This is a genomic window from Escherichia sp. E14V7, assembly GCF_004212225.1.
In the GTDB taxonomy this organism is placed as follows: domain Bacteria; phylum Pseudomonadota; class Gammaproteobacteria; order Enterobacterales; family Enterobacteriaceae; genus Escherichia.
Genome location: NZ_RHJJ01000013.1, coordinates 1 through 14,914 on the forward strand (window position 1 = coordinate 1; position 14,914 = coordinate 14,914).

A 14,914-nucleotide genomic window follows, 5' to 3' on the forward strand; every position below is an offset into this window, starting at 1 on the left:
CGGCCCACGAGGTAGTGCTGTATAGGCATGATAAGACGCTTCAGCGTCGCATCAGGCACAGGTTGCCGGATGCGGCGTAAACGCCTTATCCGGCATACGGGGCAGTGCTGTTCGTATGAAACGTATCAGGCGATAGTAATTTTGCTATCGAGATAAACGTCCTGCACGGCGTTAATCAGTTTCACGCCGTCAGCCATCGATTTCTTGAACGCTTTACGTCCGAGAATCAGCCCCATTCCGCCAGCGCGTTTATTGATGACCGCAGTACGCACTGCATCACTAAGGTCGGTTTCACCGCCCGCAGCGCCGCCGGAGTTAATCAACCCTGCGCGCCCCATATAGCAGTTAGCTAACTGATAACGCACCAGATCAATCGGGTTTTCGCTGGTCAGTTTGCTGTACACGCGATCGTCGGTGTAACCGTAATTAATCGCTTTATAGCCGCCGTTATTTTCCGCCATTTTTTGTTTGACGATATCTGCACCGATGGTCGCCGCCAGATGGTTCGCCTGGCCGGTCAGGTCGGCGGAAACATGGTAATCAACGCCATCTTTCTTAAAGGCAGAGTTACGCAAATAGGCCCACAGCACTGTCACCATGCCCAGCTCGTGCGCACGTTCAAAGGCCGCAGAAATTTCTTCAATCTGGCGACGTGACTCTTCCGAGCCAAAATAGATGGTCGCGCCAACCGCCACCGCGCCCATGTTGAACGCCTGCTCCACGCTGGCATACAGCGTTTGATCGTAGGTGTTCGGGTAACTTAGCGTCTCGTTGTGATTAAGTTTGACGAGGAATGGAATGCGGTGCGCGTAACGCCGCGATACCGATGCCAGCACACCGTAAGTTGACGCCACACAGTTGCAGCCCGCTTCGATCGCCAGTTCTACAATGTTCTTCGGGTCAAAGTAGAGCGGGTTAGCGGCAAATGAAGCTCCGGCAGAGTGCTCAACGCCCTGGTCAACCGGCAGAATAGAAAGATATCCTGTGCCAGCCAGACGCCCGGTGTTGTAGAGCGTCTGCATATTACGTAACACCGCCGGTGGTCGATTATTGTCAATCATCACGCGGTCTACGTAATCATGTCCGGGGAGATAAAGCTGGTCAGAAGGAATAGTCATACAACGGTGCTGTAAAAGGTTGTCGGCGTCTTTGCCAAGCAACTGCGCAATATCTGTCATTACTATGCTCCCGTAAATTCCGATTGGATATCGGCTATGGATTGTCCTGGCCCACCTTTTGCGGGCAATCATAATCCTGGTCGTTACGGACGAGTTTTTCCATCTTTCGGCTGTTTTTTCAGCGTTTTCTGTTGGCACGATTCATCAGAAAAAGTGTTACAGCGGTCAAGCTTTCACCGCAAAGGTATTTAAAAGGTATTGTTAAGTGGTATTGTCAGCGCGTACCTTACATTACCTGTCATGAAGGAATTAAAAGATGAAAACAACAGCAAAGCTGTCGTTCATGATGTTTGTTGAATGGTTTATCTGGGGCGCGTGGTTTGTGCCATTGTGGCTGTGGCTAAGTAAAAGCGGTTTCAGTGCCGGAGAAATTGGCTGGTCCTATGCATGTACCGCCATTGCGGCGATACTGTCGCCTATTCTGGTTGGCTCCATCACTGACCGCTTTTTCTCGGCGCAGAAAGTACTGGCGGTATTGATGTTCGCCGGTGCGGTGCTGATGTATTTCGCCGCGCAACAGACCACCTTTGCCGGGTTCTTCCCGTTACTGCTGGCCTACTCACTAACCTATATGCCGACCATTGCGCTGACTAACAGTATCGCGTTTGCTAACGTCCCGGATGTGGAGCGTGATTTTCCGCGCATTCGCGTACTGGGGACTATAGGCTGGATTGCCTCTGGCCTGGTCTGCGGATTCCTGCCTCAGATGCTGGGATATGACGATATCTCACCGACCAATATTCCGCTGTTAATTACCGCAGGAAGCTCCGCATTGCTCGGTGCGTTTGCCTTATTCCTGCCAGACACTCCGCCAAAAAGCACCGGCAAAATGGACATTAAAGTCATGCTCGGCCTGGATGCGCTGATCCTGCTGCGCGATAAAAATTTCCTCGTCTTTTTCTTCTGTTCATTCCTGTTTGCGATGCCACTGGCGTTCTATTACATCTTTGCCAACGGTTATCTGACTGAAGTCGGCATGAAAAACGCCACTGGCTGGATGACGCTCGGCCAGTTCTCTGAAATCTTCTTTATGCTGGCTTTGCCGTTTTTCACCAAACGCTTTGGTATCAAAAAGGTATTATTGCTTGGTCTGGTCACCGCTGCGATCCGTTATGGCTTCTTTATTTACGGTAGTGCGGATGAATATTTTACCTACGCGTTACTGTTCCTCGGCATTTTGCTGCACGGCGTAAGTTACGATTTTTACTACGTTACCGCTTACATCTATGTCGATAAAAAAGCCCCCGTGCATATGCGTACCGCCGCGCAGGGGCTGATCACGCTCTGCTGCCAGGGCTTCGGCAGTTTGCTCGGTTATCGTCTTGGCGGAGTGATGATGGAGAAGATGTTTGCTTATCAGGAACCGGTAAACGGGCTGACCTTCAACTGGGCCGGGATGTGGACTTTTGGCGCGGTGATGATTGCCATTATCGCCGTGCTGTTCATGATTTTTTTCCGCGAATCCGACAGCGAAATTACGGCTATCAAGGTCGATGATCGCGATATTGCGTTGACACAAGGGGAAGTTAAATGAAAACAGAACGTATTCTCGGTGCTCTTTACGGGCAGGCGTTAGGGGATGCGATGGGGATGCCCTCCGAGCTTTGGCCACGCAGCCGCGTTAAAGCACACTTTGGCTGGATTGACCGTTTTCTGCCTGGACCAAAGGAGAATAACGCGGCCTGTTATTTTAACCGCGCCGAATTCACCGACGATACCTCGATGGCGCTGTGTCTGGCGAATGCGTTACTGGAACGTGAAGGCAAGATCGATCCGGATCTGATTGGGCGTAATATTCTCGACTGGGCGCTGCGTTTCGACGCCTTTAACAAAAACGTGCTAGGCCCGACCTCGAAGATTGCGCTTAACGCCATTCGCGACGGTAAACCCGTTGCTGAACTGGAAAACAACGGCGTGACCAACGGCGCAGCGATGCGCGTCTCGCCATTAGGTTGTTTGCTTCCGGCGCGCGATGTTGATTCCTTTATTGATGATGTGGCGCTGGCGTCCAGCCCGACCCATAAATCCGATCTGGCGGTTGCAGGTGCGGTAGTCATCGCGTGGGCAATTTCTCGTGCCATTGACGGAGAAAGCTGGTCAACGATTGTTGATTCCCTGCCTTCAATTGCGCGACATGCACAGCAAAAACGCATCACCACGTTCAGCGCCTCACTGGCGGCGCGGCTGGAGATTGCGCTGAAAATTGTGCGCAATGCCGACGGCACCGAATCCGCCAGCGAACAGCTTTACCAGGTCGTTGGCGCAGGCACCAGCACCATTGAGTCCGTGCCGTGCGCCATTGCGCTGGTTGAGCTGGCACAAACCGATCCGAACCGTTGCGCCGTCCTGTGCGCCAATCTTGGCGGCGACACAGACACCATCGGTGCTATGGCGACGGCAATTTGCGGCGCGTTGCATGGCGTTAACGCTATCGATCCTGCGTTAAAGGCGGAACTGGATGCGGTAAATCAGCTTGATTTCAACCGCTATGCCACAGCGCTGGCGAAATATCGTCAACAACGGGAGGCGGTATGAGCGGCGCTCGATTACACACGCTGCTGCCTGAATTAACCACGCGTCAGCCGGTTATGGTGATTGGCGCGGCGGTCATTGATGTGATCGCCGACGCTTACGCCCTGCCCTGGCGTGGGTGCGATATCGAACTGAAACAGCAGAGCGTTAACGTTGGCGGCTGCGCACTGAATATTGCCGTGGCGTTAAAGCGCCTCGGCATCGAAGCGGGTAATGCCCTGCCGCTCGGTCAGGGCGTGTGGGCGGAGATTATTCGCAACCGGATGGCGAAAGAGGGGTTAATCAGCCTGATCGATAACGCTGAAGGCGATAACGGCTGGTGTCTGGCGCTGGTTGAGCCGGATGGCGAACGCACTTTTATGTCATTCAGTGGTGTGGAAAATCAGTGGAATCGCGAATGGCTGGCGCGATTAACCGTTGCGCCTGGCAGCCTGCTCTATTTTTCCGGTTATCAACTGGCCTCGCCCTGCGGCGAATTGTTAGTGGAATGGCTGGAAGAGCTGCAAGACGTGACGCCGTTTATCGATTTTGGCCCACGTATTGGTGATATCCCGGATGCATTACTTGCGCGGATCATGGCCTGTCGACCTGTCGTGTCACTCAATCGTCAAGAGGCTGAGATTGCCGCCGAACGTTTTGCTTTATCCGCAGAGATAACAACGCTTGGCAAGCAATGGCAGGAGAAATTTGCCGCGTCGTTGATCGTTCGTCTCGATAAAGAAGGTGCTTGGTATTTCAGCGACAACACGTCAGGCTGCGCTCCCGCATTTCCAACGCAAGTTGTAGACACCATTGGCGCAGGTGATAGCCACGCAGGTGGCGTACTTGCCGGGCTGGCCTCCGGTCTGCCACTGGCGGATGCCGTATTACTGGGCAATGCAGTGGCATCGTGGGTTGTCGGGAATCGCGGCGGTGATTGCGCGCCGACGCGCGAGGAACTACTCCTCACACACAAAAACGTATAGATCGCTACGACAGTGGCTGATGCTGTACTCAATAGGCCGTTGCTGTTGGTCAAGCGCCACTTGCTTGATCACCAGCACCGGTATTTTGCTATCTAACTGAATATGTGACTGAAACTCGGCATCCGGCATCCGGGCGCTAACGCGGGAACGGGTACGCTTTGGAAAAATATGCTGACTGCGAAAGTAGTCATAGAGAGAAATACCGATGGCATCAACATCATGAATTAAATGCGCCGGAACCCACGACTCTTCAATCGATACCGCTTCTTCATCGACATAACGAATACGCTTCAATAAAAAGACATCACTGCCCGCTTCGACCGCCAGTTGCTGCGCCACCTCTTCAGGGCATTTAACCACTCGCTTGTTAACCCATAGCGTATCGGGCTTTTTACCGCGTAACACCACCTGTTGAGAAAATCCTCGCGCTTCTTTCAACGAGTATTCAAAGATGTTGTTGATCTGCGTGCCGTAACCACGCGAACGTGTCACCACGCCCTCTTCTTCCAGCGCCTGCATCGCCTTGCGCACCGTAATACGCGAAACGCCGGTTAACTGACTTAAATCACGCTCGCCGGGTAAAATATTGCCATGTTCCAGCACCCCGCTGCGCACGGCATTTTTTACCGTTTCGGCAAACTTAATATAAAGCGGCGTGTTGTCCGCCGCTAAAATACGCTCATTCAGTTGAGCAATAAGCTGGGTATGCGCTTGTTCCATTTGTCTTTTTCCTGCCGGGGAGTCTGGAGGAAGTATATCACTGCTGGTTATTTAAGGCGTTTCTTTAATGCCATCAACGAAAGCCTGCAATTCCTCCGCCTTGCCATTAAACACATTAAAATCCACCGGACCATTAATGCCATCTACCTGTCCACGGTCGGAATGCTGCCAGAAGCGCCAGGCCATGCCGTCATTGTCCGGACGACGTTGATAATAGTGCGCCACCCACCACGGATACTCATTGAAATACCCCGCCAGATTCGTGTGATAAAACACGGCTCCGGAGTAAATAATCGGCTTTTTCCCCGTGCTTTTTTCGACCATTTTTAGCCACTGACTTACCCGTTTGCGTAATTCTTTTGCCGATAATTTTCCCCGTTCTTCTACGTCCAGCACGGCAGGGAAATCGCCGTGGGCAAAATCCACCGTTTGCAGAAATAATCTGGCCTGAACTGAAGCGGATACCGACGGAGAAAAATAGTGATACGCCCCACGCAGCAGGCCATTTTCACGGCTTAGTTGCCAGTTACGCGAAAAATACGGGTCCACCAGCTTTTCGCCTTCCGTCGCCTTGATAAAGGCAAATTGCAAGCGAATACCGTTGTCGCGCATTTTTGCTACACGCTGCCAGTCGATCCGCTCCTGCCAGCGTGAAACATCAATACCATGAATGGTGTAATTGGCAGGGATACGAATAGCAAAAGATTTGACCGGGCGATAACCATAAAAGTGGATGTAGTCTTTAATCTGAATTGCTGTCGAATAGAAAAAATTCACCGTCTGACGGGGATGAATCGCAACGATGGAAATTAGCCCCAGAGCGCATATCAAAGCGGTGAATTTTTTTCGACTGGCGATTCTTAGCTGCATTGGTTTCATCCCTGAATTTCAGCGCGAAAAAGCTGAAAAATGCCAAAGCAGCTATACTACGGTGCTCACCACCAGGCGTGAAAGTGGTGAACCGGACCAATCCCGTGGCCAACTTCCAGCGTGTCTGCCTGCGTTAACGCCGCAGAAAGCCAGCTTTTTGCCTCCTGTACGGTGTCAGCCCAGTTTGTATGGCGCGGGCGTAGTGCAGCCAGCGCCGCAGAGAGCGTACAACCAGTGCCGTGGGTGTTTTTGGTCATAATGCGCGGTGCAGTAAATCGTTGTTCTCCCTCACGAGTAAACAGCCAGTCCGGGCTTTGCTCATCATCCAGATGACCGCCTTTCATCAGCACTGCGCCACAGCCCATCGCCAATAATTCACGTCCCTGTTCCAGCATTTCCTGTTCGTTACGCGCGTGTGGCGCGTCGAGCAAGGCAGCAGCTTCGGGCAAGTTTGGCGTTATTAATGAAACCTGTGGCAATAATCGACCGCGCAGCGTGGCAACCGCCGAAGGTGAAAGCAGCGGATCGCCACTTTTTGCCAGCATAACGGTGTCGAGTACCACGTTTTGGATCTGATAACGTTGCAACCGTTCTGCCACCGCTTCAACAATATCGGTTTCCGCCAACATACCGATTTTAGTGGTGTCGATTCGCACATCGCTGAACACCGAATCGAGCTGGGCGGCGACAAAATCAGGCTCAATGCGATACACCGACTGTACGCCACGGGTGTTTTGCGCCACCAGTGCAGTAATAACTGAGCAACCATAAGCGCCAAGTGCCGAGAAGGTTTTAAGATCGGCCTGAATCCCCGCACCACCACTCGGATCAGTACCGGCAATCGTCAGAGCGTTAATTCGTTTCATGCCTGCACCTCCTGCGTCAGCTGCCAGAGCGCATCAAGGAAATGTGGAACAAAACTGCCTGGCCCCTCGCTTCTGGCGACGGCGCGTTCTCCGGCTTGTTTCATCCAGTGACAGGCAGATGCGGCATTTCCCAGCGTATCGCCTGGTAACGCACTACAGGCAGCGACAACCGCCGATAATGCACAGCCAGTTCCCACCACTTTGGTCATTAACGGATCGCCGCCGTGAATGCCAACGGTGCGACGACCATCGGTAACATAATCCACCTCGCCAGTGACCACGACGATTGCGCCAGTTTCCCGTGCCAGTGTTTGTGCAGCGGGTATCGCATTAGCTGCGGCGTCAGTGGTATCCACTCCCCGTCCACCATTAGCAACGCCAGCTAATGCCATGATTTCCGAAGCATTACCACGTATGGCGCTTGGTTTAAGAGACAGGAGTTCCAGACAAAAACAGCGGCGATAATCGAGTGCACCAACCGCAACCGGATCAAGCGTCCAGGGCGTTTGTGATCGTGTTGCCTGCTCAACGGCAGCACGCATCGCCTGCGCACGTGGCTGCGTCAGTGTGCCTACGTTAATCAACAAGGCACTGGCGATAGCCGCAAACTGACTGGCCTCTTCGGCTTCGATAACCATCGCTGGCGATGCACCGAGCGCCAGTAAGGTATTGGCAGTAAAGGTTTGCACCACATCATTGGTCATGCAGTGCACAAGGGGAGAGTGTTGGTGAAAGCGGTGTAACGCGTGCGCAGATTGCGCGGAACTCAGCAGGTCGACTTGCATAGTTTGCTCCTGCCATAACGTGAAGAAGCAATGACCTGATGGTCTGTGACTTCCCTACGCTGGCATTATCCAGATCAGGTGATACGGGTATTTCTCAGCCTTCACGCAGAAGGGCACCCCGAGTCGTTTGGTTGCGATGATAAATCGCAGAGGAGGATGGTAATGTCCAGCGCACGCGTTGTAAACGAGGAAAAACCGCAGTTTTACAATCGCGTTAATAAATTATTTGATATAAGAATCCAGCACCTTCAGAACGACATCCAGATCTTCTTCACGCTTTAATTCATCGCCCTGATGAACAATGTGTTCCGTCAGATGGCCTTTAATCACTTCTCGCATCAAGCCGTTTACCGCACCACGGATAGCGGCAATCTGTTGTAGTACGGCAGCACATTCGTGCGGCTCGTCGAGCATTTTCTTGAGCGCAACAACCTGTCCCTGAATCTTACTGGCACGCGCTTTCAGTTTCTGTTTATCACGGATGGTATGAGACATGGCAACACCTGGTTAACAAGATCATGGAAAATCATAGCACTATTAATCTACTGGGGGGTAGTATAAGGTACTGGGGGGGAGTAGAATCAGGCCGCCGACTTAATACTAAGAATTATTATCATGACCGAATTTACCACTCTTCTTCAGCAAGGAAACGCCTGGTTTTTCATCCCCAGCGCCATCTTACTTGGTGCACTTCATGGTCTGGAGCCAGGACACTCAAAAACGATGATGGCGGCGTTTATCATCGCCATCAAAGGCACCATTAAACAGGCGGTGATGCTCGGACTGGCAGCAACCATTTCGCATACCGCGGTGGTCTGGTTGATTGCCTTTGGCGGGATGGTGATCAGCAAACGCTTTACTGCACAGTCAGCGGAGCCGTGGCTTCAGTTGATTTCCGCGGTGATCATTATTGGCACCGCGTTCTGGATGTTCTGGCGCACCTGGCGAGGTGAACAAAACTGGCTGGAGAATATGCATGAGCACCACCATCATGACCATCATCACGACCACAACCACGAGCATGATCATCATCACGAACATGGTCAGAGCGACGAGTATCAGGATGCTCATGCGCTGGCCCATGCCAGTGACATTAAACGACGCTTTGATGGTAGAGAGGTCACCAACTGGCAAATTTTGCTGTTTGGCTTAACCGGCGGGCTTATCCCCTGCCCTGCGGCAATAACAGTGTTGTTGATTTGTATTCAGTTGAAAGCCCTCACATTGGGGGCAACTCTGGTCGTCAGTTTCAGCATCGGCCTGGCATTAACGCTGGTCACCGTAGGCGTTGGCGCAGCAATCAGTGTTCAGCAGGTTGCAAAACGCTGGAGCGGATTTAACACTCTCGCTAAACGCGCCCCCTATTTTTCCAGTCTGTTGATTGGTTTAGTCGGGTTGTATATGGGAGTGCATGGTTTTATGGGTATTATGAGATAAAACAATCATCTGGGATTCGTTATCCCTTTAGCCCAGGATGATTCTTAAATCAGCTTATTCCGCTCACATCTCGCTCAATGAGGATGCTTTTTCTGCATCCTTTCATTTACACTTTTTACGAAATCATGGGATCACTAACAAAATATCGCTTGTCGGTTATATTGTATGGCAGGAAAGATATGCGACTGATTTTACTGATCCCCAAAGTGGAGAGTATATGACCATAAAAAATAAGATGTTGCTGGGTGCGCTTTTGCTGGTAACCAGCGCAGCATGGGCCGCACCAGCCACCGCGGGTTCGACCAATGCCTCGGGAATTTCGAAGTATGAGTTAAGCAGTTTCATTGCTGACTTCAAGCATTTCAAACCAGGTGACACCGTACCAGAAATGTACCGTACCGATGAATACAACATTAAGCAGTGGCAGTTGCGTAACCTGCCCGCACCTGACGCCGGAACCCACTGGACCTATATGGGCGGTGCATATGTGCTGATCAATGATACCGACGGAAAAATCATTAAAGCCTACGACGGTGAGATTTTTTACCATCGCTAAAAAAAGCCCCCTCGGAGAGAGGGGGAAATGCAGACACCTTATTATTTTTTATTATTAGCCACTTGCTCGTCTTACTTGTTATTAGTCATATTTCACGTTGATTAATGCGGTTGCCTGTAGTGCGCCAGATTTTACTTTATTTTTATCATAAACATAGTAACTGGCCAGGACAGATATATTAATAATATTACTATTTAAAGAAGCCCCGGGTTTATCTGTTTTCCATAATGATGTCGCCGCGCCCTGATCGCCGCTAGCAGAAATTTTGATGACTGCTTCAGTCCCTTTTGGTGGTTCTTTTAGATCCAACACAAATCCTACACCATTATCTATGTTGCCGCGCAAAATTGTATTGCTTCCTGTAACTAAGTCACTACTGGAAAGATATACGACCATATTCCGCGATGCTTGTTTTGTGTCGCCGAAAAGATTATCACATTTCAACGTAATTATTCCTTCCTTACTATTCGCCGTAATCTTTCCCTGACTTCTGAGTTGGGACAAGGCAATATCATCTACTTTTATTATTGTGTTTTCAGGCTTACAGGTCGTATTTTTAGGATAATAGGAAATACTTAATCCAAGCGTAAATGTATCCCCCGCCAGTTTACTGGTGAGATAACTTACACACCAGTTAATCTTCAATGTCTTACAAATGCTCAACCAAAAGTCAATGGATGAAGATGACTCACCGCCAATATTTGCAATCACAGTATCTGAAAGAAACCAGGTAGGTTTTCTTTCTCCAGTAAAATCAGGTGTGCCTTTAGATATTTTAACCACATAGGGTAATACTGCCTGCGCATTGCTGGATTTCCCAATCGTGTCACTGGTTTTACCTAAAGACTCTATTTTAACCTTTAACTTTTCGCCATTACCAAAAGGCCCGACTTCAACCCAATCACTTTGGATATTTTTATAGACTATTTTATCCGTGCTCGTATCACAAGATATCCCAGTAAACACAACACTTTTACTAAAGGAAACCTCATTCGCTAAAATCTCCCCCACATTAATACTATCAGTAATATTTAATGATGCAGTGGTACGACATCCAGCCCAGGTAAAACTAGCCCATAAAATAAAAATTAGTAACATTCCATTTCTGAAAATCATATTCCACCTCTCACCGACAGATATAATTTTTACTTTCATCAATCTCTTTATCGAAGGTGATTGTGCATGAAAGCCCTTGTTGCTTATCAATTGCCACATTAACCGCTGGCGGTACTTCATTGGTGCGAATAAATAACTGGCTTCCCTGGCCGACAACGCCAATATTATGACCATGGATATCATTGACTTCATAACCAAACGTTAATGGTTGCCCATCCGCTCTTGACGCTTTTATAAACCAGGGCTTGCGCTGATCGGTATCAAAATCAACCAGTACAACCGCGCCGCGATAAGGTGCGGCAATTTTCCGGTTACCGCGCAATTCTGCTTCGCTATCGCTTTGCGACACATCCAGCATCAGGTGATTTTCCCGATAAGGTGTCATTCCGTCGTATACCACCACTCCATTACGGTTTGTTGTGCGATATTTTTGCCCATTGACATAAGCATCTTTAATTCCTGGCGCATTCATCACAGCAAACGTTTCGGAAAGACGGTTCGCCAGATTAACGCCACCCGACCAGGCGACGATGCCCCCTGAAACACTGGCTCCAGCCTGTCGATAAGTACTCGACTGACTATAACTGCCATTCACTGTTGCCACCGGCGCGTTCCAGGTTAAATTCGCTCCAGCTGTCGTTTCATTTCCCTGATGTTGATGACTCAGGTTGACACCATAATTGAACTGATCCCGACTCCCTACTGTTCCTGATAATCCCGTATTATTTGAGGCAAAACCCTGATCATCAAACGTCGTTGAGTTAGACATATATATTTGCCGACGAGACGTCGTAACGTCATCACCCCAATCAAAGGGAATTGATATAAAAATATTAAAACGTTTCTCTTCATGATGATTCTCGTCATACGCCTGGCTTGCCGCGAGGGTATAGCTTATCCGCCGCCAGTTATTGGAATAACTCAGTTGATAATCTTTACTACTGCCACTGCGCCCCCAGTAATCACGCCATAAAGTACTTAATGACACAGATCCCCTGCCTTCTGGCAATGACTGACTCATATTGGCGGAAAAGCTATTTTTGCGACCAAAATCATTCTGGTAATAATCGGCAATGTCATAGACATCGTTTTTATCACGACGATAATTATCTTTATTATTTGCCCACACATAATCGTTAAACGTGCGGTAATCACGCGACGAATAACGCCAGGCCGCCAGACCAAAACGTGTCGATGTTTGGCTCAAAAATTTGTTATAAGCAATTTGATAACTTTGCCCGTCAAACACATCACCATTGTCTTGCTTACTGTGCGATTTAGTTGCATCGACTGAAATTGCGCCAATGCGCGTGTTCCAACCTGTTCCGAGGGTAAACGCGTAGTAATTATTAGCAACCATCGTGCCGCCATACAGCGTCAATAAGTTATTAAAACCATACTGATAACCTGCCTGGACAAAATCACTTTGCTTGCTCGCACCTTCAATATGACTACGGCCCGCTGCAAAATCATATTTTGATACGCCAGGTTGCAGCATATTAGGTACTGCCGCATAAGGCACCAGATATGTAGTAACTGATCCATCGGCTTCCTTAACACTCACATCAAGATCCGCACCTCCGCCCGCTAACTGCAAATCACTAATCGAAAATGGGCCAGGTGGAACCTCTTTCTGATAAACGACAAAACCGTTCTGTTCAATAGTTACCAACGCGTTACTCTGGGCAATCCCCTGTACCCGCGGGGTAAAATTTTGCTTCGAGTTTGGCAACATCTGCATATCACGAAATAACCGAACTCCGCTGAAGCGAACGGAATCAAATATATCGGCTGAAGTGTACATATCACCAATACGCAGAGTACCGAGAATTTGAGAAAATCCACGCTCCAGATACAGTGTGTTGCTTTTCCACTCCCCTGGATTATTATCCGTTTTGCTAAAACTGGCGTCAGAATGCAGCTGCCATCCCAGCAAATTTAGCCCACTGTTAAAACGCACATAGGTACTCTTACTATTACCCGAGGCTTTATAGTCACTGTAATACTGACTTACATAATAAGACGTATAAAACGCATTAATTCCCCGTTCCCAGTTTTCTGGCGGAACGTAACCATTTTCCAGTTCTTCGACCCAGGCCTGTGGGACAGCAAGATCCAAACGAAAAATTCCAATATCCCAGGCGTAGCTTCCACCCTGTACAAGTTGCTCAAATGTTAAGCATTGTTTGTCGCGTGCCAAATTATCGCTATTTATACCTAACCGCTTTACAATTTCACGCGTCAGGCAAGTTTCATCTGGGTTATCTTTTACGATAATCTCATATTTTCCACGCCATTGCTTATTGACATAAATATCAATGTCGTACTGGCCGGGTAAAGGCTGATTATCATCAAGACGCAAATTTGTTACTTGCTCACCTTTCATTCCTCCCATCATAAAATGGGTGTCAAAGGTTTCTTCTGTTGCATGTGCTTCAATGCCGAGCAATAACGCGACTATTGCTGATGCAAGCGGGGTCATTCTCAACATAGGAAGCTCCTGCGATTAAATTTTGTCACTAATATAGTTGCCGTGATCATCGATAATGGTCAGTTGCCAGCCATCCGTATTATTATTTTTCACACTGACATTCTGACTTTCTAGTGGTGCAATCATGATAGTTTCATAATTCACTTTGACGTTATTAGCCTTAACGTCAGAAATCGTTACCCAATTTGGCGAGTCATTTTTTATGACTACGTTATTACCGCTACGACTCACCCGCAATTTTTTAAAGGTCGTTTTATTTACTGGGGCAACACCTGCAGGTCGGTAAAACAACTTGATTCTGTTTTGCATGGCAAATTTTAACGCATTCTTTCCTTCATCTTCTGGGCTATTCGGTGGAATATCCAGAACGTTTAGATAGAAAATACTCTCCTTATTAACAGGTAATTTATTAGGCATGATTTTAATTTTTATTTGTTGCCCAGAATTGGCCGCTACTTTCACTACTGGTGGCGTTAACATGAAAGGAACCTGAATCTTTTCTGGCGGCAGAGACGTGTCACCATCATCAATCCATACCTGCACCAGCGAAGAGCGGTTTCCCTGATTCATCAGTTGTACCATGACTTCTTTCTGCTCTGCCGGGTAAATGATACGTGTCCCGAAAATAACCATTCCGGCATGCACAGGAAATATCATAGAAGAGATGAGTAAAGATAATAATCCTTTCATCTTAATGCCTCTTATATTTATGCTGACCGCCATGAATATGGCGGCCATTTTAAGTTGCTGAAAAAATAAGGTGATTATTTTAAATGTTTAATCCTGGGCAACACGCATAACCAATGAAGAGTTAACAGTACCAGATGCAACACCACTGTCAGTCAACTTCAGATATTTTGCCTTAAACGGTATGGCATATTGTCCGTCAGCAGTTTTATAACTTTCAATATTAAACGGTGCGGAAATATCCAGTACGTCACTGCTATCCCCTAAATAGAGATAGTATCCAACTGTGTCATTACTACTGGATATTGCCTTATCATTACCAAGAATTTTCTCGTTGGTGATCAATGAAAGTTTTACGCCATCAATAGTCTTCGGACAAGTAATTTTCAGCATACTGCTGGTTACACCAACCGCATCATCATAAGTTGAATATTTCGCTTTACCATCAAATACAGTGGTTGGTACAGTCGGCATATTAATACTGACTGAATCACCACCAGCAACAAATGTACATGGAGATTCAGCAATATTTCCTTTAATGGTTAAAGTTCCGGTGTCGACGTCTTCAGCAAATACACCAGCACTCATAAATACAGAGGACAAGACAGCGGCAGCAATAATTGAACGTTTCATAATGTGTTCCTTAATAGGTTTATTTTGTTTTGTTAAGAGTCTGTATCTCTTGGAAACAAATTTCTCACACCAAAAAGG

15 protein-coding genes and 1 riboswitch are annotated in these 14,914 nt (G+C 48.4%); of the genes, 5 read left to right on the top strand and 10 right to left on the bottom strand.

The features are described from left to right. Positions 1–125: 125 nt before the first annotated feature. Positions 126–1,178 carry a class I fructose-bisphosphate aldolase gene (gene fbaB, locus D9741_RS14200; RefSeq protein ID WP_000129551.1) on the bottom strand — a complete coding sequence of 351 codons (1,053 nt, stop codon included), beginning with the start codon at positions 1,176–1,178 and terminating at the stop codon, positions 126–128. A 256-nt stretch (positions 1,179–1,434) separates the two neighbouring features. On the opposite strand from fbaB, the gene D9741_RS14205 reads away from it, so the two are divergent. Genes D9741_RS14205 through D9741_RS14215 form a run of 3 tightly spaced genes read left to right on the top strand, consistent with a single transcriptional unit; the run spans position 1,435 to position 4,675 of the window. Continuing rightward, the gene (locus D9741_RS14205) at positions 1,435–2,712 is read left to right on the top strand and encodes a nucleoside permease (RefSeq protein WP_130206976.1); all 1,278 of its coding nucleotides are present in this window, start codon (positions 1,435–1,437) and stop codon (positions 2,710–2,712) included. After that, a complete protein-coding gene (locus tag D9741_RS14210) occupies positions 2,709–3,713 on the top strand; it encodes an ADP-ribosylglycohydrolase family protein (RefSeq protein WP_130217202.1) in 1,005 nt (334 codons plus the stop codon). Before D9741_RS14205 ends, D9741_RS14210 begins: the two co-directional genes overlap by 4 nt. After that, positions 3,710–4,675, top strand: a complete 966-nt coding sequence (locus D9741_RS14215; RefSeq protein ID WP_130217200.1) for a carbohydrate kinase family protein — start codon at positions 3,710–3,712, stop codon at positions 4,673–4,675. The genes D9741_RS14210 and D9741_RS14215 overlap by 4 nt, the downstream gene beginning before the upstream one ends. Here the strand turns inward: D9741_RS14215 and D9741_RS14220 are convergent. The 5 genes from D9741_RS14220 to rcnR all read right to left on the bottom strand — a co-directional run bounded on the left by D9741_RS14220 (position 4,649) and on the right by rcnR (position 8,411). Further along, on the bottom strand, positions 4,649–5,395 hold the full coding sequence (locus D9741_RS14220; RefSeq protein ID WP_000434034.1) for a GntR family transcriptional regulator: 747 nt from the start codon (positions 5,393–5,395) through the stop codon (positions 4,649–4,651). The two genes, D9741_RS14215 and D9741_RS14220, sit on opposite strands and share 27 nt — an antisense overlap. A 51-nt stretch (positions 5,396–5,446) precedes the next feature. After that, positions 5,447–6,265, bottom strand: a complete 819-nt coding sequence (locus tag D9741_RS14225) for a glycoside hydrolase family 25 protein (protein WP_130217198.1) — start codon at positions 6,263–6,265, stop codon at positions 5,447–5,449. Between the two features lie 65 nt (positions 6,266–6,330). Then, positions 6,331–7,131 carry a bifunctional hydroxymethylpyrimidine kinase/phosphomethylpyrimidine kinase gene (gene thiD, locus D9741_RS14230; RefSeq protein WP_130217196.1) on the bottom strand — a complete coding sequence of 267 codons (801 nt, stop codon included), beginning with the start codon at positions 7,129–7,131 and terminating at the stop codon, positions 6,331–6,333. Then, positions 7,128–7,916: a hydroxyethylthiazole kinase gene (gene thiM, locus D9741_RS14235; RefSeq protein ID WP_130217194.1), complete on the bottom strand. Its 789-nt coding sequence runs from the start codon at positions 7,914–7,916 to the stop codon at positions 7,128–7,130. Before thiM ends, thiD begins: the two co-directional genes overlap by 4 nt. 34 nt (positions 7,917–7,950) lie before the next feature. Beyond that, a riboswitch (TPP riboswitch) is annotated at positions 7,951–8,047 on the bottom strand. A gap of 91 nt (positions 8,048–8,138) precedes the next feature. Next, entirely contained in the window at positions 8,139–8,411 is a 273-nt protein-coding gene (rcnR, locus tag D9741_RS14240; protein WP_000019944.1) for a Ni(II)/Co(II)-binding transcriptional repressor RcnR, read from the bottom strand. Between the two features lie 120 nt (positions 8,412–8,531). On the opposite strand from rcnR, the gene D9741_RS14245 reads away from it, so the two are divergent. Together D9741_RS14245 and rcnB are read left to right on the top strand one after the other, a co-directional pair. Next, complete coding sequence (locus D9741_RS14245) at positions 8,532–9,353, top strand: nickel/cobalt efflux protein RcnA (RefSeq protein WP_130217192.1); 822 nt, start codon at positions 8,532–8,534, stop codon at positions 9,351–9,353. A 217-nt stretch (positions 9,354–9,570) separates the two neighbouring features. Further along, positions 9,571–9,909: a Ni(II)/Co(II) efflux transporter accessory subunit RcnB gene (gene rcnB / locus D9741_RS14250; RefSeq protein WP_000153060.1), complete on the top strand. Its 339-nt coding sequence runs from the start codon at positions 9,571–9,573 to the stop codon at positions 9,907–9,909. An 81-nt stretch (positions 9,910–9,990) separates the two neighbouring features. Here the strand turns inward: rcnB and D9741_RS14255 are convergent, their stop codons facing one another. The 4 genes from D9741_RS14255 to D9741_RS14270 form a co-directional block, all read right to left on the bottom strand. Continuing rightward, on the bottom strand, positions 9,991–11,025 hold the full coding sequence (locus tag D9741_RS14255) for a fimbrial protein (protein ID WP_130217214.1): 1,035 nt from the start codon (positions 11,023–11,025) through the stop codon (positions 9,991–9,993). Between the two features lie 10 nt (positions 11,026–11,035). Then, the gene (locus D9741_RS14260; protein ID WP_130217190.1) at positions 11,036–13,516 is read right to left on the bottom strand and encodes a fimbrial biogenesis outer membrane usher protein; all 2,481 of its coding nucleotides are present in this window, start codon (positions 13,514–13,516) and stop codon (positions 11,036–11,038) included. Positions 13,517–13,531: 15 nt separating this feature from the next. Beyond that, positions 13,532–14,206 (bottom strand): fimbria/pilus periplasmic chaperone, encoded by a 675-nt coding sequence (locus tag D9741_RS14265; protein WP_130217188.1) that lies wholly within the window; start codon positions 14,204–14,206, stop codon positions 13,532–13,534. An 87-nt stretch (positions 14,207–14,293) separates the two neighbouring features. Next, the gene (locus tag D9741_RS14270; protein WP_130217186.1) at positions 14,294–14,836 is read right to left on the bottom strand and encodes a fimbrial protein; all 543 of its coding nucleotides are present in this window, start codon (positions 14,834–14,836) and stop codon (positions 14,294–14,296) included. Positions 14,837–14,914: the final 78 nt, after the last annotated feature.

Coding starts and splice junctions, on each gene's coding strand:
- rcnB (WP_000153060.1), top strand. CDS start 9,571: ATGACCATAAAAAATAAGATGTTGCTGGGTGCGCTTTTGCTGGTAACC.
- thiM (WP_130217194.1), bottom strand. CDS start 7,916: ATGCAAGTCGACCTGCTGAGTTCCGCGCAATCTGCGCACGCGTTACAC.
- D9741_RS14225 (WP_130217198.1), bottom strand. CDS start 6,265: ATGCAGCTAAGAATCGCCAGTCGAAAAAAATTCACCGCTTTGATATGC.
- D9741_RS14255 (WP_130217214.1), bottom strand. CDS start 11,025: ATGATTTTCAGAAATGGAATGTTACTAATTTTTATTTTATGGGCTAGT.
- D9741_RS14245 (WP_130217192.1), top strand. CDS start 8,532: ATGACCGAATTTACCACTCTTCTTCAGCAAGGAAACGCCTGGTTTTTC.
- D9741_RS14270 (WP_130217186.1), bottom strand. CDS start 14,836: ATGAAACGTTCAATTATTGCTGCCGCTGTCTTGTCCTCTGTATTTATG.
- D9741_RS14210 (WP_130217202.1), top strand. CDS start 2,709: ATGAAAACAGAACGTATTCTCGGTGCTCTTTACGGGCAGGCGTTAGGG.
- D9741_RS14260 (WP_130217190.1), bottom strand. CDS start 13,516: ATGTTGAGAATGACCCCGCTTGCATCAGCAATAGTCGCGTTATTGCTC.
- D9741_RS14205 (WP_130206976.1), top strand. CDS start 1,435: ATGAAAACAACAGCAAAGCTGTCGTTCATGATGTTTGTTGAATGGTTT.
- D9741_RS14265 (WP_130217188.1), bottom strand. CDS start 14,206: ATGAAAGGATTATTATCTTTACTCATCTCTTCTATGATATTTCCTGTG.
- thiD (WP_130217196.1), bottom strand. CDS start 7,131: ATGAAACGAATTAACGCTCTGACGATTGCCGGTACTGATCCGAGTGGT.
- D9741_RS14215 (WP_130217200.1), top strand. CDS start 3,710: ATGAGCGGCGCTCGATTACACACGCTGCTGCCTGAATTAACCACGCGT.
- D9741_RS14220 (WP_000434034.1), bottom strand. CDS start 5,395: ATGGAACAAGCGCATACCCAGCTTATTGCTCAACTGAATGAGCGTATT.
- fbaB (WP_000129551.1), bottom strand. CDS start 1,178: ATGACAGATATTGCGCAGTTGCTTGGCAAAGACGCCGACAACCTTTTA.
- rcnR (WP_000019944.1), bottom strand. CDS start 8,411: ATGTCTCATACCATCCGTGATAAACAGAAACTGAAAGCGCGTGCCAGT.